Annotated in this window: 18 protein-coding genes; 10 read left to right on the top strand and 8 right to left on the bottom strand. The window is 65.6% G+C overall.

Features of this window, described 5'->3' with window-relative positions:
- The first annotated feature begins 169 nt into the window (after positions 1-169).
- The 3 genes from mobF (at position 170) to ACZF5Y_RS04485 (ending at position 6,719) form a co-directional block, all read left to right on the top strand.
- Positions 170-3,661 (top strand): MobF family relaxase, encoded by a 3,492-nt coding sequence (gene mobF, locus ACZF5Y_RS04475; protein WP_497534623.1) that lies wholly within the window; start codon positions 170-172, stop codon positions 3,659-3,661.
- Between the two features lie 202 nt (positions 3,662-3,863).
- Positions 3,864-4,271 carry a hypothetical protein gene (locus tag ACZF5Y_RS04480; RefSeq protein ID WP_497534624.1) on the top strand — a complete coding sequence of 136 codons (408 nt, stop codon included), beginning with the start codon at positions 3,864-3,866 and terminating at the stop codon, positions 4,269-4,271.
- 162 nt (positions 4,272-4,433) lie between these two features.
- Positions 4,434-6,719 (top strand): AAA family ATPase, encoded by a 2,286-nt coding sequence (locus ACZF5Y_RS04485; RefSeq protein ID WP_497534625.1) that lies wholly within the window; start codon positions 4,434-4,436, stop codon positions 6,717-6,719.
- Here ACZF5Y_RS04485 and ACZF5Y_RS04490 read toward each other — a convergent pair.
- A complete protein-coding gene (locus ACZF5Y_RS04490) occupies positions 6,716-7,066 on the bottom strand; it encodes a helix-turn-helix domain-containing protein (RefSeq protein WP_497534626.1) in 351 nt (116 codons plus the stop codon). The genes ACZF5Y_RS04485 and ACZF5Y_RS04490 overlap by 4 nt on opposite strands.
- Before the next feature lie 358 nt (positions 7,067-7,424).
- On the opposite strand from ACZF5Y_RS04490, the gene ACZF5Y_RS04495 reads away from it, so the two are divergent.
- The gene (locus tag ACZF5Y_RS04495) at positions 7,425-8,033 is read left to right on the top strand and encodes a tyrosine-type recombinase/integrase (protein WP_497534627.1); all 609 of its coding nucleotides are present in this window, start codon (positions 7,425-7,427) and stop codon (positions 8,031-8,033) included.
- 36 nt (positions 8,034-8,069) lie between these two features.
- Here ACZF5Y_RS04495 and ACZF5Y_RS04500 read toward each other — a convergent pair whose 3' ends face one another.
- The 6 genes from ACZF5Y_RS04500 to ACZF5Y_RS04525 form a co-directional block, all read right to left on the bottom strand.
- Positions 8,070-9,284 (bottom strand): heparan-alpha-glucosaminide N-acetyltransferase domain-containing protein, encoded by a 1,215-nt coding sequence (locus ACZF5Y_RS04500; RefSeq protein WP_497534628.1) that lies wholly within the window; start codon positions 9,282-9,284, stop codon positions 8,070-8,072.
- Positions 9,285-9,346: 62 nt separating this feature from the next.
- A complete protein-coding gene (locus tag ACZF5Y_RS04505; protein ID WP_497534629.1) occupies positions 9,347-9,700 on the bottom strand; it encodes a hypothetical protein in 354 nt (117 codons plus the stop codon).
- Positions 9,701-9,918: 218 nt separating this feature from the next.
- Positions 9,919-11,115, bottom strand: a complete 1,197-nt coding sequence (locus ACZF5Y_RS04510; RefSeq protein WP_497535295.1) for a DmpA family aminopeptidase — start codon at positions 11,113-11,115, stop codon at positions 9,919-9,921.
- A 10-nt stretch (positions 11,116-11,125) separates the two neighbouring features.
- Positions 11,126-11,794, bottom strand: coding sequence for a TetR/AcrR family transcriptional regulator (locus ACZF5Y_RS04515; protein WP_497534630.1), 669 nt, complete (start codon positions 11,792-11,794; stop codon positions 11,126-11,128).
- A gap of 2 nt (positions 11,795-11,796) precedes the next feature.
- On the bottom strand, positions 11,797-13,107 hold the full coding sequence (locus ACZF5Y_RS04520) for an APC family permease (protein WP_497534631.1): 1,311 nt from the start codon (positions 13,105-13,107) through the stop codon (positions 11,797-11,799).
- Positions 13,108-13,119: 12 nt separating this feature from the next.
- Positions 13,120-13,272, bottom strand: coding sequence for a hypothetical protein (locus ACZF5Y_RS04525; RefSeq protein ID WP_497534632.1), 153 nt, complete (start codon positions 13,270-13,272; stop codon positions 13,120-13,122).
- A 243-nt stretch (positions 13,273-13,515) separates the two neighbouring features.
- Between ACZF5Y_RS04525 and ACZF5Y_RS04530 the strand changes: the two genes are divergently transcribed.
- The 6 genes from ACZF5Y_RS04530 to ACZF5Y_RS04555 all read left to right on the top strand — a co-directional run bounded on the left by ACZF5Y_RS04530 (position 13,516) and on the right by ACZF5Y_RS04555 (position 19,801).
- Complete coding sequence (locus ACZF5Y_RS04530) at positions 13,516-16,596, top strand: hypothetical protein (RefSeq protein ID WP_497534633.1); 3,081 nt, start codon at positions 13,516-13,518, stop codon at positions 16,594-16,596.
- Positions 16,597-16,778: 182 nt separating this feature from the next.
- Complete coding sequence (locus ACZF5Y_RS04535) at positions 16,779-18,407, top strand: sodium-dependent transporter (RefSeq protein WP_497534634.1); 1,629 nt, start codon at positions 16,779-16,781, stop codon at positions 18,405-18,407.
- Positions 18,404-18,523 (top strand): methionine/alanine import family NSS transporter small subunit, encoded by a 120-nt coding sequence (locus ACZF5Y_RS04540; RefSeq protein WP_497534635.1) that lies wholly within the window; start codon positions 18,404-18,406, stop codon positions 18,521-18,523. The genes ACZF5Y_RS04535 and ACZF5Y_RS04540 overlap by 4 nt, the downstream gene beginning before the upstream one ends.
- A 79-nt stretch (positions 18,524-18,602) precedes the next feature.
- Positions 18,603-18,878: a DUF4386 family protein gene (locus ACZF5Y_RS04545; protein ID WP_497535296.1), complete on the top strand. Its 276-nt coding sequence runs from the start codon at positions 18,603-18,605 to the stop codon at positions 18,876-18,878.
- Between the two features lie 122 nt (positions 18,879-19,000).
- Complete coding sequence (locus tag ACZF5Y_RS04550; RefSeq protein ID WP_497534636.1) at positions 19,001-19,405, top strand: gamma-glutamylcyclotransferase family protein; 405 nt, start codon at positions 19,001-19,003, stop codon at positions 19,403-19,405.
- Between the two features lie 3 nt (positions 19,406-19,408).
- Positions 19,409-19,801, top strand: a complete 393-nt coding sequence (locus ACZF5Y_RS04555) for a VOC family protein (RefSeq protein WP_497534637.1) — start codon at positions 19,409-19,411, stop codon at positions 19,799-19,801.
- 132 nt (positions 19,802-19,933) lie between these two features.
- On the opposite strand, the gene ACZF5Y_RS04560 is transcribed toward ACZF5Y_RS04555, so the two are convergent.
- On the bottom strand, positions 19,934-23,257 hold the full coding sequence (locus ACZF5Y_RS04560) for a beta strand repeat-containing protein (protein WP_497534638.1): 3,324 nt from the start codon (positions 23,255-23,257) through the stop codon (positions 19,934-19,936).
- Positions 23,258-23,702: the final 445 nt, after the last annotated feature.

The following is a 23,702-nucleotide window of genomic DNA, read 5'->3' on the forward strand; positions in this document are numbered from 1 at the left end:
CCGACAACGGGCACCGGTATTTGCTGAACTCTGTCGTCACTGGAGATGGCGACCGCTATGAGGCCGCGGTGCTCACGCGTTACTACCTGGAATCTGGAACCCCGCCCTCGCGTTAGTCCGGGGCAATAACCTTGCACACCTGTTCAGTGTGACGGTCTCGATCAGGGTAATGGCAGCCGGTGAGGGGTATCGGTACCTGCTGAACTCTGTCGTCATTGGTGATGGTGACCGAGATACGGCTTCCGCGCTGACTCGTTACTACTTGCAGGTGGGTACACCGCCGGGCGCTTGGACAGGATCTGGGCTCAGAGGCCTTTCCGGGACTGTAGAGTCGGGTCGAGCCGTGACCGAGGAGCAGTTGCGGCGACTCATGGGCTACGGGCAGGACCCGGGCACGGGTGAGCAGCTCGGTCGCCCGTACCGGAAGTTCGCCACCGCCACGGAGCGGGTGCAGCGTCGCATCGACAAGCTCCCTGAGACCCTCACTGATGAAGAGCGTGCGGCACAGGTCGGGTTGATTGAAGCCGAGGAAGCACTGAAGCCGACTGGAGCGCCGGTTGCCGGTTTCGACCTGACGTTCTCCGTCCCGAAGTCAGTGTCTACGCTGTGGGCGGTCGCTGACAGTCGAACTCAAGCGTTGATCGCGCAAGCGCATCATGCAGCGATCCAGGACGTGATCGAGCTGCTGGAACGCGATGTCGCGGCGACCCGGGTGGGAGCGAGAGGTCCTCGTGGTGCTGTCGCGCAGGTGCCGGTACGGGGTGTGATTGCGGCGGCGTATGACCATTACGACTCACGGGCATCGGATCCGCAGTTGCACACGCATGTCGTGGTCGCGAACCGAGTACAGGCGGTACGGGATGGGAAATGGCGCACCCTCGACTCCCGCGCCCTGCATGCTGCAGTGACCGGGTTGTCGGAGCATTACAACGCTGTCCTCTCCGACCGGATCACTGCGCTACTCAGTGTCGGGTGGGAGCCACGCGAACGCGGCACGGGCCGCTCCACCGCGTGGGAGATCACCGGTGTCTCGCAGGGGCTGATGGATGAGTTCTCTTCCCGGACCCGCGATATCGAGCAGGTCAAAGACCGTCTCGTTGCCGACTACGTCGAAAAGCACGGGAGGCAGCCGTCTCCGAAGCTGCTGTGGCAGTTCCGCCAACAGGCCACCCTCGAGACCCGGCCCCCGAAACAGCAACACTCATTGAGCGAACTCACCGCGCAATGGCGAGACCGCGCCACACGGGTGCTCGGTGAAGACGCCCCAACCTGGGCAGCAGCGCTCCTCGCAGCCAGTACCGCTGATCCGTTGCTGCGAGCCGACGACATCCCGTTGGATGATCTGAATGCGGTGGCTGCGGTGGTCGTGGAGCGGGTGGGGGATCGGCGGGCGACGTGGAAGCGGTGGAACCTCCACGCCGAGGCCGTCCGCCAATCGATGGGGCTGCGCTTTGCCACCGCGCAGGATCGTGATGCGATCACACGGCAGATTGTTGACGCTGCCGAACACGTGTCCCTCCGGTTGACACCGCCGGAGCTTGCGTCGAGCCCGCCCATGTTCCAACAGCCCGATGGCGCGAGTGTGTTCCGTCCGAGAGCGTCCACGGTCTACTCCTCGGAACGGGTGCTCGCAGCGGAAGACCGGCTCCTCACAGCTGCTGAGAACCGAGCGGCACCGACGGTGCCGCTCGGTTGGATTGAACAGGCAGCCCGGACGAAAAACAAGGACGGGTATTCGTTGTCGGCAGATCAGGAGCAGGCGATCGCGAGGATCGGCATCTCCGGCCGCACTCTCGATGTGCTCGTCGGCCCGGCAGGGACCGGGAAGACCACCACTATGCGAGCCCTTCACCAGGCATGGGAGAGACGACACGGCCATGGCTCGGTCATCGGGTTCGCACCATCAGCGGCAGCAGCCGAAGTACTCGCCGAGGATTTGGGTGTGGCGACGGAGAACACGGCGAAGTGGCTCCACGAACACCGCCACGGCAACTGGAATCTCACCGCCGGTCAGCTCGTCGTCATTGACGAAGCATCGCTCGCAGGGACCCTCGCCCTCGATACCATCACCACCCACGCCCAAGAAGTGGGCGCGAAGGTGCTGCTTGTCGGTGACTGGGCACAACTCGCGGCGGTCGACGCGGGCGGGGCATTCGGGATGCTGGTGCGTGAACGCGACGATACCCCGGAGCTCACTGATGTGCGCCGGTTCCGAAACGACTGGGAGAAACACGCCTCCCTCGGTCTGCGCATCGGTGACACGGACGTCATCGACACCTACCTCGATCACGACCGCATCACCCCTGGCAGATACGAAGAGATCATCGAGCAGGCCTACCAAGCCTGGCAAACAGATCAGGCAGCAGGGAAAGCCTCCGTGCTTATCGCTGAAACCCTCGACACTGTCTCCCAGCTCAACACCCGAGCCCGCACCGACCGGATCCTCGCAGGCGACGTCGCCCTCGACGGCGTCCGCCTGCACGACGGGAACAAGGCCTCCCGCGGAGATCTCATCATCACCCGCAAGAACGACCGGCGACTCTCGCTCGGAAGAGGATGGGTGAAAAACGGCGACCGCTGGACCGTAACCGGAGCACATGATGACGGGTCCCTCACCGTCCGCCGAGCGAACTCGAAATGGCGCACCACGATCACCTTGCCCGCCGCGTATGTTGCCGCGAACGTGGAGCTCGGGTACGCGATCACCGCGCACCGCGCGCAAGGCTCGACTGTGACGACGGCGCACGCGATCGTGTCGTCACCGGAAATGACTCGCGAATCGTTCTACGTCGCAATGACCCGTGGACGGGAATCCAACCGCGCCTACATCGCTACCGACCAACACCACCTCGAAGAACACCAGCACCGTGACGACCTGCACATGACCGCCAGGAGCATCCTCTACGGCATCCTGCAACACGTCGGCGCGGAACAATCCGCCCACGACACCATCACCGCCGAGCAAGAAACGTGGGGATCGCTGGCGCAGCTTGCAGCGGAGTACGAGACCATCGCGCTAGAAGCCCAGCAACACCGCTGGACCATGCTTCTCGAGCAAGGAGGGCTCACCATCGAAGTGCTCGATGAACTCGTTGAGACAGAGTCCTTCGGAATCCTCACCACCGAGCTGCGTCGCCTCGAAGCGGCAGGCCACGACATCGAACAGCTACTCCCGCGGGTCGTGCAGGCCGGGAACCTCGATGGCATCGATGATCTCGGGTCACTGCTGCGGTACCGGATCCAGAAGATCACGCGCACCTACCCACCCAGCCCGAGGCGTACGACCGGGCTCATCGTAGGCCTCGTTCCCCGAGCCGCCGGTGTCACCGACCTTGCCATGCGCACAGCACTGGACGAACGGGAGCGGCTCATGGGTGAACGTCTCGACGTGCTCACCCAGGCCGTGATCGAGCAGCCCGCGCCGTGGCTGGCCACGCTCGGAGACCTCGACCGCGAGAGCCTGCAACAGGTGGTTCGCGTGGTCGCCGCGTACCGTGACCGGTGGGGCATCACCTCAACGAGCGCTCTCGGGTCGGTGCCCGCCGATGATGCGCAGCGGATCGATTACGAACGCACCCGCGATACGCTCACGCGCTTGAACGAAGCTCCCGATGACCGCACCCGAGAGGTCGCGCAGCGACGGGATGAGCGCAGGCTGTAGAGACCGCGACGCAGAAGCGCGTCAGTTTCGGGGTCTTCCTTCTTGCTGGAGTGGTGGGTATCCTGATGGTGGCAGGAGCAACCACGCGCCGATCCCCGCAAGCTGGGGTGAGGCAGACCGTTCGAGAAGTATCTCGGGCACTCAACCACTCAGGACCAGCCCACACCGCGATAGTCCTGCGTGCGAAAGTGAGGTCCACATCATGCTCCTGAATCGGCTCTGGAATGCCAGCATCCACACCCGCATCTTCCTGCGTCGCTGGATGCCCACCAACATCCTCCTCGATAAGCTGCGCACCCGACGCGGCCTCAAATGGGGAATCCCCGCGATGCTCCTCGGCGTCGCATACCTGCTGATCGCAGCCACCTGCACCGGCCTCATCGAGCAGGGCTGGAGCAAATGGCTCTACCTGGCCTTCTTCTGGGCACTGTGGAACGGGCTGAAGTTCCTCCTCTTCGGGCCGTGGAGCCTTGTGCTCCTTGCGCGGGCGCGGATTCAGGAGGCACGTCTGCACCGCGGCGCAAGTGCGTGGGCGTTATCAGCGTGTCGCGTGGTGTTCCCGCTAGGGTTCGGGGATCCTAGAGTCACGATGTTGATCTCGCGACGATAGACGGCCGACCACAGGCTCCCGTCGGTCAGGAACCTCAATGCACCGGCGCCATCCCTCCCGCCCTCAATCCCGCACCATGACAACCACCGTCGGGTGGTGGTGTTGAGGAAGGTCACTAGGGTTCAGGGTTCCCAACACGCGGGTATCCTGGACGGCTGGTCTATGCCCAGCTCAGTGGAAGATCTTGCCCGGATCAATGTCATCTACGGAGGCAACGGCAGCGGCAAGAGCACACTGGCGCGCGTTCTGTCTCAAATGACAACCGAGGAGCCAAGCGATACCGTCCTCCACATCGATGTCCATGATGCTGCGGCGACGAAGCGGCAAGTGTCTGACCGATCAGATCCCTTCTGGTCTCGGCTGAGGGTTTTCGACAAGCAGTTCGTCAGCAAAAACTTACTTTTCGATCTCAACGGTCGCAGCGACGCCCTCCCGTTGCTCGTGCTCGGCGAACCTAACGTTCAGAGAGACCAGCGAATCGCTGAGATCGATGCCCGACTCGAAGAACTCTCTTCCACTCTGCCCGGCACACGTATGGCCGCAGAATCAGCGAGCAAGGCTGCAAGGAAGCTTGCAACCGATACTGCGCGAACGATTGGCCAAGAATTGCAGGCTGCCGGTGGTCGCTATTCCGCACGCGGTTACGACGCACGACGGGTCTCCCAAGCGCTCCCGGGAATCGACGAGGTGGTCCATCAACGCTCTGACGAGGAGATGGCAGCCGACCTCCGCGTCGTACAAGGTCAGCGACTCGACCCGATTGACCCGATCGCGCAGGTCACTTTCAACCTGCAAGCGATTCAAGATGATGTTTCGTCCGCGCTCCGGCAGACGATCACGAACGCTGCCTTGGAAGGGCTGTCCGGGAACCCGGCCAACGAGTCCTGGGTGCAGCAAGGGCTTCGGCTTCACGATCATCGCGACCAATGTCTATTCTGCGCGAGCACGATCACCGAAGAGCGTCGCCAGGCTCTTGAGAACCATTTTGACGAGAGCTTCAAGCGATTGCAGGAACAGCTCCAGTCACTCGATCAGCGTCTTGAGCGAGAAGAGCAAACGCTCCGAGACACGCTAACTTCGGTCCGAGAACCTGGGCATCTCTACACAGATCTCCTGGATCAGTACCAGGCACGCGTGTGGCAGCTAAGCAACGCTGCTGAAGCGTACCGCGAACGCATTGCCGCGCTGCGTTCACAGATCGCCCAGAAGCATGCTTCGCCCTTCGGCGTCCTTGAAATTGACCAGCTCCCTGGTGCGGTCTCCATTAGCCTTGAGCCGCTCAACGAGGTCCTCAAGCAGCACAACACCCGGTCTGCCTCATACCAAGAAGCCGTGAACGATGCTGCACGCAGGGTCGAACAAGCACGCCTGGCATCGATCGTTGCCGACTACCGCGCGCACCTCGCGGAGTCTAAAGAGCAGTCTGATTCCGCAGATGAGCTCCAAAAGGAACAAACAGCCCTGTCCGCAGAACGCGAACGCATCAACGTAACGGACCTTGACCCCTCACCATTGGCGGAGGAGCTGACGCGAGATGTGGCAAGCCTCCTCGGTCGCGACGAACTCGTCTTCGCCAAACAAGACGACAGGTACTCGATCCAACGCAACGGTAAGCCTGCCACGGCACTCAGTGAAGGCGAACAGACAGCCATTTCCCTGCTCTACTTCCTGTGCAGCCTGCGTGATGAAAAGACCCGCAACATCAACGCGACCGTCGTCATTGACGATCCCGTTTCGAGCCTCGACCAAGAGATCTTGGTTGGCGCGTCCAGTCACCTCTGGAGCACGTTGGTCGGCAATAGCTCTCAACATCAGGTGATCCTGCTCACCCACAGTTTTGAGCTCTTCCGTATGTGGAGTAACCAGCTCGACCGATTGCCTCCAAGCGTCAAGAAGCACTGCAATTACTCGATCTATGAGCTCCGAGCCCGCTACCAGAACCACCCCGACGGAACCGCGCGCCGCCGTCCAACGATGATCTCGTGGACAGACGAGAAACTGCGGAAGAAGCTGCGCTCCCAGTATCACTACCTCTTCTGGCGTGTCGCTGACGTTCTCCGGGCCGACGCCACCGAAGGAGACCTCGTCACAGAGCTCGAGGCAAGCACAATCATTCCCAATGCAGCGCGGCAGATGCTTGAGGCTTTTCTTGCTTTCAAGTACCCCAGCAAGATCGGCGACTTCGAAGGATCTATGCGCAGAGCCTTTGAAGCCAAGGCCGTCGCCGATCCCCTGCGGCAACGAGTCACTCGATTCGTTCATCGCCAATCACATAACGAAGAAGCCGACATCAGCAAACCCGTCAGGATCGGTGAAGCAATCACCGTCTTGCGTGGAGCATTCGAGTTCATCAACGCAGTCGACCCCGATCACTTCGACGAAATGTGCGCGGCCCTTGACCTGAACACCGCCGAGATCCTTGGCGCAGCGGACGTCGCTGGCGATTAGCCCCGTGTGAGCTGGCGTCCCACGCGACGAGCATTGGGCCTGGACTCGACACCCGCCCGCTTCAACGCCCGCCACACCATCGAGTGACCCACACCGAGCTCCCGCGCGATCTCACGCGTCGTCAGCCCCGACTCATAACTGTGAACCGCTTGAGTGACCTGAGCGTCTTCCAGCCCTTGACGGCGGATCCTGACACCAGCATCCACGAGCAGATCCCGCACCGTTTCCTTGCCTAACCGATGCTCACGTGCGATCGAGATCAGCGACGCCCCGGCCTCGTACGCCGCGACCATCGCCTGCAACGCATCGGTAGCGACCGGGGTTCCAGCCGTCTCAATCGGCGTCACCACAGGTCCACGAACATCGCTCCAAGGCACAGCTAGACTGGAAACTGACCCGCCCTGACCGTCGGAAGATCCGCGTGAAATCAATGATTTCAAGGTGACGAACGAGGATACAGTTTTCTCCCGGTTGGGGCACTCAAAGAGTGATGTTGCAACCCACGGCTGACATCGTGAACATCATCCTCGCCGTGCGCTTATTCAGATCGTCAACGTAAATTCCGGACATGGACGGTCGTCTCCGTGACGGGGTATGGACGAGGAGGATAGACCGCATCCCAGACTTGAATGATGCAACAACAACTCCACAGCGCAAGACACTCACAGAGTTCCGCCCTGCACGAGATTTCGGAGGGGTGCATTCGTGCCTAGACCCCGCACACCGATCGGCACCTTTGGCAGCATCACCACCACGCGCACACCAGGCGGACGCTACGTCGCCCGCACCCGCTATCGCGACTGGGACGGGAAGAGCAGACACGTTCAAGTCACCGGCGCGACAAGGCCCTCAGCCGAACGCTCGCTGAAGAAGAAACTTGCCGAACGCGACCTCTTTCAGCCCGGCTTCACTGGTATGACCGCCGACAGTTCCTTCCCGGCTCTCGTGTCGTACTGGCTGGAAGACATGGACCTCGAAGATCGACTCTCCAAGACGACGAGGCTGCTCTATGAACGCAACATGCGCACCCTTGTTCTGCCGTTCTTTAAAGACGTCACCCTCCGCGAGATCGGCGTCGCTCGCTGCGACTACTTCCTCAAACAACTCGCGAAACAGAGCTACAACAGGGCACGCCAAGCACGCGTCGTCCTCCGCCTCGCCCTTGCACTCGCAGTGCGCCACGAGGTTCTCCCGCGCAACCCAATGGATCACGTCTCCAGGCTTCGCCGCCCGGCCCGCACCCCGGACAAGGGGTCGCCGGGTCAAATCAGAAGTTCAACTTCGCGATTGACTAGACCCAATAAGCAGTATTGACAGGTTGGTCTAAAGAGAAGCAGCATTGCCGCGCGATCATCTCGACGTCACCCGATCCCACCGCCGTGGCGCCTTCGTTACCTTTCCGAGCACCCACTCGAGCGGTCCCTGCTTGAAGAGCAGCGCCCACAGCGTGCACCCGGCAATCACCCAGAGCGTCATCGGCCAGAACGGGTCGAGTGCTCGGAAGTCGAGCCAGGGGTCCCAGCTGGGGTCGCGGGCCGTTTCGACGGCAAGCCAGATCGCCCAGACGCCGATGTGAGCGACGTAGGCGGTCAGCGGCATGGAGCCGACCGCTCGCAGGGGCAGGGCGATCCAGCGCAGGGGAGTGAGACAGAGCAGCACCGCCGCGCTTGTCACCGCGAGCGCGAATCCTCCCGAGCCGAGCGCTTCACCGATGCCCGACGAGTGCGGGGCGTCTTGCCACACGGCGAACCACCACTCGGGAGTGCCGAGCGCCGCGTACTCGATCTCGTCGGGGCCCGCGGCGGCGCGCACCGCTGAGCCGATTACGCCGTATTCGACGACGGCGAGCACGATGCCGGCACCGAGCAGCGCCCACGCGTAGCGCACTGAGCGCACGAGCAGGGTGCCGGCGGCCATGCCGCAGAACATGAACGCCATCCAGAACGGAATGGGATAGTTCCACGCGATGAGGCGCAGCGACTCGTCGATATCAAACGCATTCGGGCTGGCTGCGACGGTGGAGTTGATCCACCACACGGCAAACGGTGCGATGAGCGCGAGCGCCGCCGAGAGCGTGAAGAGGTACCGGGGTGCGAGCGATGTGAACGGGATCGCCAGCACAAACAGCACACCGTACGCGGGCAGAATGACGTACACCGGCACATCGAGATCATCGAGCCAGATACCCAGTAGCCACATGAGGATGCCGCGCAGCAGCAACTGCACCCGTAACCCCCAGAGCGGCCGGCTGGCGCCGGGCCCGCGGGCCTCGCGGCGGCGCTTCGCCGACGTCGACACGATGCCGAGCGACACCCCGGCGAGCATCGCGAACAGCACCGATGAGCGCCCCTCGACCACTCCCGACCAGGTGCCCGGATCGCTCCACTCAAGCGTCTCGATGACGGCGAGATGAGCGGCGAAGACGCCGATCACGGCCAACCCGCGGGCGAGGTCGACGCCGGCGATGCGGTGCGGGGGTTCGAGCCGCGCGAGATTCGTGCGGAGGCGCGAGCGACGCTCAGGTGCCGGTCGGGTGACCGGAAGCGGGGCGTCGACGTGCGTCATGGAGGCGACGCTATCGGGTGAAGCTGCGCGCGGGGCGGAAACGTTGGTGCCCGATGGTCGCGTCAGTTTGCGCGCCGCGCGATGCGCCACAGCACACCGGTAAGCAGCGCGGCGACCCATGCCGCGACCGTGCACAGGCCGATGATGCCGAGCAATGTGTACACGAAGCTCGGGGGATCGGTGACGAGGGAGGTGATCGACAGCGTGCAGATGTAGCCCGCGAAGGCGATCCACCAACAGGCCGTAAAGAACGGAACGGCAGATGAACGCGGGCGCTCGCCCATTCCGATGGTCACCAGCAACGGCAGCCAGAGCAGTGGCGTTACGAAGAACACGGCAACGCTGCTCGACCAATCGAGCCCTGGCAACGACCCGAGCAGCAGCGGAGCCACGATGACCCATTGCAGTGCGCGCACGGTGCGAGCCTAGCAAGACGCGCAGATCGTCACCTCGCACTCCTACGCCGTCACCCGAATCGACGCCGATGGCAGCGTATGGATTCGTAACCCCTGGGCCCCGGCAACAGCGCCGACGGCGGCGGCGAATTCAGGGTCAGCCCCGAAGACGTCGAAGACCTGTTCTGGCGGGCGACGTATACGAACGTGACGGAGTAGTGCGGGCGGGAGTGCGCTGACTAACCGAACGCCGCGCGCACCTCGTCATGCGGCAATGCGTAGCTCGCGTGCCCTTCGCGTCCGACTGTGTCTTCGGCGGCGACGAGCGCATTGAGCACCGCCTCCTCCGTCGCCTCGACCACGGCCGTGTAGAACGCGTCGATGCCGCCCCAGCTCAGATGTTCAAGCGTCGCCACGGTGCCCGTCGGTGTGCCCATGCGCGAACCGAGCGCGTCGGGGTTCGCCGTCGAAAACGCCAAGAAGATATCGCCCGAGAAATGGCTGCCCGTGGTGCCCGTGCGGGCGAGCCCCAGCGACACTCGGCGGGCGAGCGCGCGGCACTGATCGGGCAGCAGGGGAGCGTCGGTCGCGACCACCACGATCACACTGCCCGCACCCGCGACCGCGTGCGCCGCCGATGCGGTCTCGCGCTCGAACCAGTCGCTCGTCTCCATCGGGTTCGGTGCCGCCGACTGCCGCCCGAGCGTGCGGCCGGCGACGCGCAGTTCCTTGCGCGAGCCGAAGTTGGCCTGCAAGAGCACGCCGACCGTCCACGACGGGTCGCGATCCTCATCGCCAGAAGCACCAGCGCCACCACTACCACCAGCCCGCACCACGCGCGATGCCGTGCCCGTGCCGCCCTTGAACCCGTAGCAGTTCATGCCGGTGCCGCCGCCGACGTTGCCCTCGGTGATCGGGCCGCTCACTGCGGCGTCGAGCGCGGTGCGCGCGTGCTCAGGGGTGACGGTGTCGGCGTTGATCTCGTTCAGATACCCGTCCCACGTCTCGCCGACGACGGGCAGCATCCACTGCGCGGCGGCCTCGGGGTGGTGCTCGGCGAGCCACTGGTCGACCCCGCGGTGCACGGCGCCGACGGCGTGCGAGTTCGTGATCGCGATGGGGGTTTGAAACTGGCCTGACTCCTCGATCCAGCTGCGCCCGGTGAGCTCGCCGTTGCCGTTGAGTACGGCAGTTCCGGCGGCGCACGGCCGTGCGGCCTCGGCGCGACCGCGGGGCAGGATCACCGTGACCCCCGTGCGCGCGGCGTGCGGGGTGTCGGTCACGATCGTGGTGTAGCCGACTTCGAGACCGGGCACGTCGGTGATGGCGTTCCACGGGCCGGGCTCGCCGTCGAACGGGATGCCGAGATCGCGGGCGCGGGGGGCGCGCGCGCGGCGGCAACGTCGAAGGGGGAAGGTACGCCGACGGCGCGAGATGCGGTGTCGCTCACTGCGGCTCCTGAGGGTCGAGGGTGGGGGTTGCGGCGGTGGCTGATCCCGCATCTGCAGCATCGGAAGCCGCGTCGCTCAAGTTGCAATCGAGCGCGATCTCGGCGAACTGCAGTGTGTTCGCGAGGTACCGGTCGCGCTGCCAGTTGTCGGGGTCGAGCAGGTAGAGGTCGTAGGCGTCTTCGAGTGCGACGAGGTTCGAGGCGATCGCGGCGACGTCCATGCGCGGGCGAAACACTCCGAGCGCCGCCCCGACCTCGATGATGGTCGTGTAGAGCGCGACCTGGCGCTCGAGCAGCAGCACCATGTCGGCGCGGAAGCGCGCCTGATCGCGCACCACCGCCGACGCCTCGTACACGATGCGCAGGTCGTCGCTGATGGTGGCGGGAATACCCGCCTCGATGGTGCGGCGCAGGCGCGTGAGCGGATCCGGATGCCCCTCGGCGAACTGGCGACGCCGGTCGATGAACTCCTCGATCGCCCCGCGCACCGCCGTCTCGACCAGGTGGTCGAAGCTCTCGAAGTGGTAGAGCACGCTGCCCGCGCTCACCTCGGCGCGTTCGGCGACGGCGCGCACACTCACACCCGCGAGCCCGCGTTCGCTGAGCACGCGCGTGGTGGCCTCGAGCAGATCTTTGCGACGCTGGGCACTCTTCGCTGCGGCCATGCCTACTGCTCCGTTCGGTCGTCGGCGATCACGGTGACCGACTGCGTCAGCGCCGCGTAGCGCTCGGGGGAGCGCCGTCTCATCACGATAGCGACTGCCACGCCGCCCAAGAAGACGACCGGCACGCAGGCGAGCATGACGCCGTTGATCGGCCCCTGCACTGCCGAGACGAGGTCGAAGTGGGTGGCGATCACGGCGAAGGCGCTGAGCAGGCCGATGGCGCCGAGGATCGGGGCGACGATCACCTGCCACACGCCGTGCCCGCGGCGATCTTTCCAGAAGAACCCCACCACCGAGACGGCGGCGACGCCCTGCGAGAAGACGAGGCCGGCGACGCCGATCGCGTAGCTCCAGAGGCCGACGCCGAGAAACGGGTCAGCGCCCGAGACCGCGGCGACGAGAATCGCGACGAGCGAGAGCGTGGTGAGCGTCAGGCTCGCGACGTGCGGTGAGTGCATGCGGGGGTGCGTGCGAGCGAGCCGTTCGGGCAGCAGGCGCTCGCGGCCGAGCGAGAAGAGGTAGCGCGAGCAGGCGTTGTGGAAGGCGAGGGTGCAGGCGAAGAAGCTGGTGACGACGAGGATCTCCATGACCACACCCGCCCACGCGCCGAGCGCATTGCCGCCGGCGATGAACATCATCTGCTCGAAGTCGTCTGACTGCGCGAGCGCGATGATGCCGTCGACACCGAACGCGACGGTCAGTGTGAAGAAGGTGAACGCGTAGAACACGGCGAGGAACGCGATGGCGATGTACGTCGCCCGTGGCACCGTGCGGCGCGGCTGCTTCGCCTCCTCGGCGTAGATCACGGTGCCTTCGAACCCGAGGAACGCGCCGAAGCCGAAGACGAAGAGGGCGCTCGCGCCCGACGCGAAGAACACGTTGCGCGGGTCGAACGACGCGGCGGCGGCTGGAGCGATCGCGGTGCCGTGCTGCACGATGATCGCGATCGAGATGACGAGCAGAATCGTCACCTCGGCCGTCAGCAGCACCGCGAGCACCTTCGCGCCGACGTCGATGCGCCGGTACCCGAGCAGCCCGATCACGCAGACCGACACGATCGACCACACCGCCCAGTGCACATCGGTGCCGAAGAGGTGCGCGAATGTGAGGTTCGCGAAGAAGCCGAGCAGCGCGTAGAAGCAGATGCAGAGAAACGCGTACGACACGATCGTGATGAACGCGACGCCCACCCCGACGGGCTTGCCGAGCCCGGCCGCCGCGTAGGCGTAGAAGGCCCCGGTGTTGCGCACGTAGCGCGACATCGCGGTGAACCCGACGGCGAAGAGGATCAGCACGAGCCCGCTGGCCAGCATCGCCCCCGGGGCTCAGATACCGCCGACCAGAAACGCGAGCGGCGCCGAGCTCACCGCCACCGTCAGCGGAGCCGCCGCCGACACCACGAAGAACACGATGTCGAAGGTGCCGAGCTTGCCCGGGGCGAGGGCGCCGGGTGGCGCGGTGCGAACGTCAGATGACACGAGAAACTCCCTTGTTTCTGGGCGCCGGGCCGATCCCGAGGCGTCGTGCAGATTTCTGAACGACTGTATCACTTTTCTTGTTTGAGTGTTGTCGTGCAATGCTTCTGGGGTTGCTCTGGGGGTGGTGCGTGTTCAGGTATTTGCGGCTCGCGGGTGAGAGGGGGCGCAAGTCTGCGTGACTGTCGGAGGCCTTTGCTAGCGTGAAGCGCACACGGGGGACGAGTCGAGACAGGCGGGGAAGCCATGACCGAGCACACTGGCAGCGGCAATGCGGGCAGCGCGTCGCGAGACGGCGACAACGATGATCTGCCGATTTTTGAACCGCCGTTCGGGCGCGACGCGGTGCCCGGCTTCTGCGAACGACTGATCGACTACCTGGGCGCCGAAGCGCCCGAAGACGAGTTCGTCTTCGAAGGCGTCGAAGGCGAAGAGAGTCAGGGGGTGTGGATTTTGCCGATGGGCGGGTACGACCCCGCCGAAGACCGCACCCTCACCGAAGGGGCGCAGCCTGATCGGGTGCTGCCGCCCGGCGGGTACGCGGAAGTGGCCGACACCTGGGCCCAGAGTGTGCGCCGAGTGCTGCGCGACTCGTGGGGCGAGCCGCTCGTGCGCACCCCCACCCTGGTCGGTGTGAACAACGAGCCCGAGGGCATTCTCGACTACCTGATGGTCGCGGTGAACATCCATGAAGCTGAGATGTGGGATCGCGGGGCGCTCTGCTGCGTGCTGCTCACCAGCTGGGACGGCGATCCAATGACCAGCATGCTGCGACAGATCGTCGTCGTCATGCCGCGCGAGTTCGCGTTCGGCGGTATGGCGGTGCTCGCGGACGACGAGATCACCGTGCACGACCTCATCATGCACGGTGAGCAGCCCCTCGAACTGCGCAGACGCGCATGGATTCTGAGTACCATCGCGGGGCAAGGTGAATTGCGCATTCGAGACACTGTGCTCGAGGCTTCCCGGTTCAGTCTGCGCTCTCGCGGAGGAACGACCACGGTGTGGTCGTTCGCCGACGACGGCCGAGTGCTGGTGCTGATGCAAGACCCGCAATCGGAGTTCATCACGAGCGCTGCCGATCAGCTGATCGCCGACAAGTTCTCCGACCACAACGTCGATGCGTCGGGCGATGGCGCAGGCGTGCCGTCAGCGGAAGACCGCGAAGAAGCGCAGTTGATTCTGATCGCCCGCATGCTTGACGGCCTTCCCGAAGACCTGCGCGAGCTGATCGCTGCACCGTCACAGAACGGGCGCGGTGAGGCGGGGCAGCACGAACTCGAGTTCCGCATGCTGGGAGACCAGCCGCTGCCACTGATCTCGGGCGCCGTCTGGTTCGACGGTGAGCACTGGCGCGTCACCGCGAACCTGCTCGAAATCGGGGCGCTGAACGACTTCGGCATGGATGATTTCGGGTTCGCGGAGGCGGTCAGAAAGCCCTATCGGCTCGGCGGGGCGTTCACCATCGAGCAATTCGCTGCGCCCCACGATGACGACCGGCAGCGCGTATTCGAGCGCGTCTTCGCCGACTGCCCCTACCCCGAACAGCCGCGGCCTGCGGATGACGAGCGGCTGGGCTACGGTCTGCCGAGAAGTGCGTCGCACGTCGAGATCGTGCAGCAGATCGAACGCGTCACCGAGACGTGGTGGGATCTGGAGCCCGAGCGCGCCGAGTGGACAGACGACACGTTCCGGCTGGGAGGCCGCGAGCTGCGCAGCATCGACGGTCGCATACTCCGGTCAGTCATCGCACTCGCGGAACCCTGGACCTCCGACGTGCTGCAACAGTGGGTCACCGACCTCAGCAACACGATGGAGGCGCGCTGGGGCGCCGCCTTCGAGATGCGCGCTCGCGACGCGAAGACCGGTGTCGAACGCAAGACCCCCGTCGCCCGAGTGATGCGCGGCATCGGCATCATGAACGCCCCCATGTGGTGGGTCAACGGGCACGTCGTGCTGCTCATCGCCGGGGCACCCGACCCCAACTACAGCTCAGAGCCGCAAGCGATCGTCGTCATCGGGCGGGCCGATGCCCTGCTCGACATGATGCGCGGCACTCGCACCTGGGAGCTGCGCCAGCGCACCCGGGTCATCGGCACCCTGGCCGCCATGACATCGGATGCGCCACCGCCCACCGAGATCACCTGGTGGGGGCCGAGCCTCGCCGGCTCCGCGCTGCACCCGGCTGCCGTGCGAGGGCGCGTGCGAGCGGGCGATCACTACTGGGTCTGGCACTTCGCCCACGACGGGCGCGGGCTGCTGCTCTCGTTCCCGGTCGACCCGACCAACGCGCCGCACACCCAACGGTCATTCGATGAGCAAGCCGAACTCTTCCGTGGCGTCCCCGTCGACCTGCTCTCACTCGTGACCGACCGAGACCCGGGCGGGCTGTATGCACAGGTGACGCGGGAGGTGCCCGCGGGGCGCTCGATCCCCGGGCTGCTCAAGACCGCAAGCGCACTGCCTGCAGTGCAGGCGGTGTTCTGGCGTGACGACTTCGACTGGCGGGCATCCGCGGGCATGCTGCAACGGGTGCGACCGGTTCGCCCGGTGACGGCGGTCGAGGCTGGTGGCAGAGACAGCGACGGGTGGGGGCCATCGCCCGATACCACGAACCCCCTCGAGGTGCTGCACTCGGCAGCGATCGGGGTGCCTCAACTGCAGTGGGTGCTCGGAGTTGGGCAGGAGCTTCCCGCAGCCTGGCTCGCGGACGCGCGCTACACGAGCCAGGTCTTCGACCGCCCGATCGACCTCGCCGAAGCCCAAGCCGCGTATGCCGCGCTCGGTGACGTTCACGACCGCGCGCTGCTCGGCACCCTGAACCAGTTTCTTGACTCCGCACTCGGCATGCCGCCTCGCCGCACACTGCTCGACGCGGCACTCGCCAACCCCGACCCGCAGCACCGCCGCGAACTCGCGCACCTGTTGCTCGACGGCGACCCCGACACTGAGATCGATGCCTCGGTGCAGCTCTCGCACCTGACCCCGATCAACGTGCTCTTCGAAAACCCGACGCTCGACGCCGAAGACCTCTCCGTGTTGATCGCACTGCTGCAAGCCGGGGCACGCCCGGGCCTCGGAAAGGGCGGCCCCGGCTTCGCGAGGCACCCCATCGTGCAACTCGCAGACCGTGATCTCGACGAAGGCACGTTCGAGCCGCTCGTGCACACGCTGCTGATGCGCGGCGCTGCATCAGGGCTCACCAACCCCGCCCTCGCCGACGGGCGCAGCGTGCTCGACTACGTCGCAGCTGGGGTATTCGCTCACGGGCGCTCTCGCACGGGGTTGCTTGCGCAACTCCGTGCAGCGATCGAGCAGGTCAACTAGCGCAGCACGCCGCAAGCGGTGATGGTGCGAATTATCACTGTGCCGCTGCTCGCGAGTTCACCCTGCCGTGCGAGGAAAAGCCGCTATCGACTCTGAGCCGCGCGCTGTTCAGATGATCCGGAATACCGTGTACGACCGCGCAGGGCCTTGACGTGGGGCGGTGACGCCTTGCTAGCGTTGCAGTGGTGACCTCCGAAGCCACCAACACAGCACCCGAGCGCGAGACCTGGGGCAAGCGCAGCGCCTTCATCATCGCCGCCATCAGCTCGGCCATCGGGCTGGGCAATATCTGGCGATTCCCCGGCGTCGCGTATGAGAACGGCGGGGGTGCATTTCTCATCCCGTATCTCGTCGCGTTTCTGACGGCCGGGCTGCCGATCCTCTTTCTCGACTACGCCATCGGGCACAAATATCGGGCGGCTCCGCCGCTCGCCTTCAAACGCCTCAATCGCAAAGCTGAGCCGCTGGGCTGGTGGCAGGTCGGGGTTTCTTTCCTGATTTTGACCTACTACGCCGTGATCATCGCGTGGGCGCTCGGCTTCGTCTGGTTCAGCTTCGGCCGACAGTGGGGCGACGAGGCCGTTGGCTTCTTCACGGGAGAGTACCTGCAGCTCGCCGATGCTCCGGGCGTCACCCTCGAATTCGTCCCCGCCGTGCTGGTGACACTACTGATCGTCTGGATCGCCGCCATCGTCGTGATGTCGCTCGGGCTGCGCCGCGGCCTCGACCGCGCCAACCGCATAACGCTTCCACTGCTCGTCATCGTGTTCACGATTATCGTGATCTACGCGATGACGCTGCCCGGGGCCTGGGACGGCATCAACCAGTTCTTCGCCCCCAACTTCCCGGCCCTCGCCGACCCCGCCGTGTGGCTCGCCGCCTACGGGCACATCTTCTTCTCGTTCTCGATCGCCTTCGGCATCATGCTGACCTACTCGTCGTACATGAAGCGGCGCAGCGACCTCGCGGGCTCGGGCCTCGTCGTCGCCTTCGCGAACTGCGGCTTCGAGATGCTCGCAGGCATCGGCGTCTTCGCAGCGCTCGGCTTCCTCGCCTTCACGCAGGGCGTGCAGATCGACGAGCTCGAAGGCATCAGCGGAGTCGCGCTCGCGTTCATGACGTTCCCGACCCTGCTCAGCGAGATGCCGGGCGGCACGGTGATGGCGCTGCTGTTCTTCGGGTCGCTGGTGCTTGCCGGGTTCACCTCGCTGCTCTCGATTTACCAGGTGGTCACCGGATCGCTCCAAGACAAGACGGGCTGGTCGAATCGCCGCGTCGCCATCGTCGTAGGGCTCGCCGCTGGCATTCCTTCGGTGCTGCTCTTCGGCACCACGTCGGGGCTCAACGTGCTCGATGTGCTCGACGCCTTCGTCAATAACATCGGCGTCACCGGGTCTGCGGTCGCGATGCTCGTGCTCGTCGCGTGGGTGTTCCGCGCAGTGCCGGGCCTGCGCTCGCACCTCAACGCACTCTCGTCGCTCAAGCTCGGGCCCGTGTGGACCATCGCGGTGTCGGTAGTGACCCCCGTGATTCTCGCCGTCATTCTGGTGCGCGGCGTTGAGTCGTACCTCGTCGACGGCTACGGCGGATTCCCGACCTGGTTTATCTCGGTGATCGGATGGGGTGCGATCGGCCTGCTCGCGATCTTCTCGTTCGCGATGAGCTACCGGCGCTACCGCCGGCGCGACGCCGAGAGTTTTGTGCCCGATGAACCCGAGCACCTCAAAACCGAAATGGCAGACCTCGTTGCAGAGGCGCGCGAAGCGCGCGGGGCCACCGTGCAGCGCAGTACCTCAGGAGGCGACCGATGACCACCAGCGCAATCGTGATGATGGTGCTCTCGCTCGGAGTGCTCTGGGGTGGGCTCGCCTGGGCGATCCTGCGCCTGCGCAAACACCCCGACGTGAGCGACCTCAGCGACGACTGAGCCGGGGGCGCTGCCCGGCCTGAGCTGCCCCGCACCGTATGCGCAAATTTGGTGACAGCCCTGGTGCGCTATTCGGGCAATAAAGCACCAGGGGTGTCACCAAAATGCCCGGCCAAGTCGCGCGTCGCCTGATCAAGAACCACGTGATTCGTCGGTCGTCGGTCTCATCGGTGCACGGCTACTGCTCGCGTCGGCGGTGCTGACCATTGCGGGCGTGCTCGATCAGGTCTCGCCCCTCGCGAGCTTGCTCGCACTACCGATCGCGCTCTGGGAATTCGCGATCGGGGTGTGGCTGCTCGTGCGCGGGGTGCGCAGTGATGTGCTGCAGGATCGCTCTGACGGGATGAGCGCTTGACCGCGAGTGCCCCGCTCGACCAGTCACTTACGTGCGCTATTTCGTGTCATGCCGCACCAAATTGACCGCTCAAGCTCGGCAGGGCGTGCCAGCGCCGCGTAGCCCATTGCTAGGCTCGCAGCGTGACTGAGCACGCATCCGCACCCTTGTCTGGTCGGGCAGAACCGACCCCGCACCGCGTCTTTTCATACGGCACCCTGCGCCAGGCCAACGTGCAGCAGGCGCTGTACGGGCGCGCCGTGCCGACCACGGACGACGCGCTGACCGGATGGAAGCTCGAGTGGGTGCAGATCACAGATCCCGACGTGATCGCGGCTTCGGGCTCCGACCGCCACCCGATTCTGCGGCCCGGATCGCCGAGCGATTCGGTCTCCGGCGCCGCCCTGGCGATCAGCGACGGTGACCTGGCCGCCACCGATGCGTACGAGGTCGACGACTACGTGCGTGTGCTCGTGCGGCTGGCCTCGGGCGCCGACGCGTACGTGTACGTCGCGTCGAGCGACGCGTCGAGCGATGCGGTGAGCTGACCGATGCCAGGGCTGCACCACGTCGAGGTCTGGGTCGCCGACCTGCCCGCGGCTCGCACCGAGTGGGGCTGGCTGCTGACCCGCGTCGCGTTCGCCCGTGAGAATGAGTGGGCCGAGGGCGAGTCGTGGTCGGCAGGTGGGGCCTACGTCACGCTGACGACCTCACCGAACCTCGCGCCGACGCCTCACGATCGGCGGCGGCCCGGGGTGAACCACCTCGCGTTTCTCGGTGGATCGGCGGCGACCGTCGACGCGCTGATGGCCGATGCGGAGGAGCACGGATGGACCGCGCTCTATCACGAGCGGTACCCGCACGCCGGCGGCCCGGGGCATTACGCGGGTTGGCTCGAGAACGCCGCCGGATTCAAGGTCGAGATCGTCGCCGAAGAACGATAAGCACAGGTTGCCCGGCACTGAAGGGTGAAAGGTGTCGGTCAACCCCATGCGCACGAGCACGCGAACGCCGCAAACGCGCTGCGCCCCCAAGATCCGCGAGGATCCCGAGGGCGCAGCGCGATCGTTCGAGCGTTAGACCGAGCGACGGCGACGGCGAGCGACGAGCACGGCACCGGCGAGCATCAGCAGCGCACCGATGATCGCGACCGGCGCCAGCTCGGTGCCCGTCGACGCGAGCGCAGGCCCGCTCTGCGTGCCGTTCGCCGCAGCATCAGCATCGGCGTCTGCGTTCGCATTCGCGCCCGAGGCGGCATCAGCGTCGCCGGCAGCAGCCGCGAGCACCTCGCCCGAGAAGGCGAAGGTGAGCACGTCGTCAGTGCCGTTGTCGACGGTCACGATGAACGAGTAGACGCCCGGGTGCAGCGGGGTGCCGCTGAGCACACCGGTTTCAGGATCGAGCGACAGCCCCTCGGGCAACTGCCCGCTCGTGACGCGGAACGTCGGCTTCGGGTCAGACGCGATGCCTGTGCTGAGGTCTACTGAGACTGGTTCGCCCTCGCGCAGCACGGGCAGCTTCGGTGTTCCGGCGTCGCCGGGGCGCGTCGGCGACTGCACGATCTTGCCCGAGAACTCGTGTGTGATCGCATCACCGATGCCGTTCGACGCGGTCACCGTGAACGTGTAGGCGCCAGCGGCGGTGGGCACGCCCGTAATATCACCGGTGAGCGCGTTCAGCGAGAGACCCGAGGGTAGGGAACCCGCGGTGACCGCATACTTCGGCGCGGGGGTGCCGCTCGCCGCGACTGCGTCGGTGAACGCAGCACCGACGCGCAACTTGCCGATCTGCGTATCGACCCACACGGGCGCATCGGTGACGATACCCGTGAGCTCGAGCAGGGCGGGGTCGCCGATGCCGTTGCTCGCGGCGAGCGTCACTGCGTACGGACCGGGCGCGGTAGGCGTGCCGGTGATGTCACCGGTCGTCTCGTCGAGCGTGAGCCCCTCCGGCAGCGCGCCAACGGCGACCGTATAGGTCGGCGTCGGGATGCCAGTCGCGGTGAACGCCGACGAGAACGCGACGCCGGTCTGCAGCGCGAGCGCGTCGTGCGCATTCCACACGGGGGCCGCATCCACGATGCCCGTGAAGCGCTGGGTGGTCGCGGTACCGATGCCGTTCGAGGCGGTGACGACGAAGTCGTACGCGCCAGGTGCGGTCGGGGTGCCCGTGAAGAATCCCGTGGTCGGGTCCAGCGTCACACCCTCGGGGAGCGCGCCGTCGGTCACCGAGTAGACGGCTGCGGGAGTGCCGGTCGCGTGCAGCGCGTTCGTGTCATCGGCAAAGGTCAGCTCAGTGCCGACGATCCAGTGCCCGGGCTCGCCGGTGATTGCACCGGGGGCCTCGACCACAGTTCCTGAAACGATGAGATCGTCGGTGCCGCGCGTGTTCGTCGCCCGCAGCGTGAACAAATACGCCCCCGCGGTGGTCGGCGTCCCCGTGATGCGGCCAGTCTGCGCATCGAGCAGGAGGCCGTCAGGCAGTGCGCCGTTGACGACCACGTAACTCGGAGCTGGGGTGCCGTTCGCAGTGAACGCGACGTCAAGCTCGGAGCCTACCTGCGGTGCCCAGCCCTGAGCGACATTCCATCCCGGAGCCTGGTCGACGGTGCCGGTGAACTCGCGAGTCGTCGCCGTGCCCACACCGTTGCTCGCGGTCACGGTGAACGCGAACGGGCCGGCAACGGTCGGGGTGCCCGAGAAGGATCCCGTGACCGGGTCGAGCAACACGCCGTCGGGCAGTGCGCCCGCGGTGACGGTGTAGCTCGGCGCGGGTGTGCCCGTCGCCGCCACCGAGCCGCTCGCTGCAGTGCCCACGACGAAGTCATCGGCTCCGCCGGTGATCGCGCCCGGGGCCGCGTTCACGGTGCCGCTGACCGACAGATCGGCGGTGCCGGTCGGGTTCGTGGCCGTAAGGGTGAATGCGTATGGGCCCGCTGCGGTCGGCGTGCCCGACACCTTGCCGGTCTGCTCGTCGAGGGTGAGACCCGCCGGCAACGCGCCGCCCGTCACCGAGTAGCTCGGCGTCGTGACGCCTGAAGCGGTGAAGGTGACGGAAAGGGCGGCGCCCACGACCGGGGTGCCGAGCGTCTGCAGCGTCCACTGCGGAGCGACAGGAGCGCCGCAGGTGTAGCCGTTCAGCGGTGCCGAGGTCGCGGTGGTCGAACCGATCGCGTTGGTCTGCGTGACTGCGACGGTCAGCTGTGAGCCGGGCGATGCGACGAGATAGCAGCTCGCGGCGGTCGCACCCGAGATCGAGCTCGGCGTGCCGTTGGTGTTCTGCACCCACTGGTAGGTGGTGTTCGTGATGGGGGAACCACCATCGAGCCAGGTGCCCGGGTCAGCGGTGAGGGTCTCGCCCTCGGCGGTGCTGCCAGTGAAGAACGGGAGGCCCGCGTTCACGGGTGCGGTGCGCGCCGCGAGGATGCGGAACGACTGCGTCACGGTCTCAGCCGGCACGTAGGTGGCGTCACCGGCCTGGTTCGCAACGATGCGGCAGGTGCCGACGGTGCCCGTGAACGAAACGGTCGATCCGCTGACCGTGCAGATGTTCGTCGTGGTCGACCCGTAGGTCACCGCTCCGCCCGGCGCCGTGGCCGTGAGCGTCAGCGGCCCGTCTGCGGCGACGCGATCAGACTGCTGGCCGAACGTGATCGGATTCTCGGTGCCGAGCTTGAGCACGTTGTCGATGTACATGTTGGAACCGATGGCCTGACCGCCGGTCTGGTCGTAGGTGCCATTGACGAAGCGGAATCGGTAGGTGCCATCGGCCGGAATCTTCTTGCTCGACGTGGTCCACGCCTGCGTATTGCCACGACCGTAGGCGATGAGGGTGTGGTCGGCGGGCGTGCCGAATCCGTTTCCGGTGACCTTCACGAGATACGCGTAGATTTCGTAGTCATCAGTGATGCGCTGCGCGGCCCAGTCGAAGGAGACGGCCTGGCCGACCGTTGCCGTGAACGGCTTCGAGTAGACGTCGGGGCCGAACGCCGAGCAGAAGGTGGTCTTGCCGTCGAAGAAGTTCGATCCCTGGCAGCCACCGTTCGAGCTGAGTTGCATGACCCCATTGCGGTTCAAAAACGAGGCGTTGGTGTTCGACGAGAGGGTCATCGAGCTGCCGGGCCGCTCGTCGCTCTCGTTTTGCCAGCCCGCGTTGCTGGCGTTGTAATTCCAGTCGGTCACGAACTCATAGGGCTCACCGCTCACGGCGTCGGTGCCGCGCACGGTGTAGGGCCCGATACCGCTGATCGCGACCGGACCGCGCTGCGAACGACTCGCCAGCGAGCCGAGCTGCACGAGCGTGTTGTTCGGAGCCTCGAACTGCACGTTTTCGACGGCCGCGCTCGCAGGGGCGGCTACGCCGAGCACGAGCCCGGAAAATGCGACAGCCGAAGCTGCCACGATCGCGAGTCCGCGCTGGCCGCGCGCTCGCAGTCGGTGCGCACCGATTTTCGGTACGCTAAAGAGTGGTCTCACAGATGACTCCCATTAGCTCGCTCGGAGCCACGGAAAGTGAAGCGTGACCCCGAATTATCAACGAAATTCGTGATCGCTCACGTCCCCCGCGTGAAAGATAGCAGTGAGCGGCACGTGTGTTCGGCGCGAAAGCGGGTCGATTCACCCTCGTGTTCACCCGCGGGTGACGCGACACGATGCGATCGTGCGCGTGCCGTCACCGACGGATTCTGCAATGCCGCACAGGCGCCATCACGGAGGTTGTGCGCACCGCTTCCGATCGCCTCATACGACACGCCTCATCGAAATCTCAATGTGCTTGACCTGGGCCCTGTCGAGTGGTCGACTGACCCGGTAGGGGCGCCCTCGGCGGCCCGGTGAGGGGAATGAC

The sequence above is a fragment of the Leucobacter sp. WKLB1 genome (assembly GCF_059696215.1).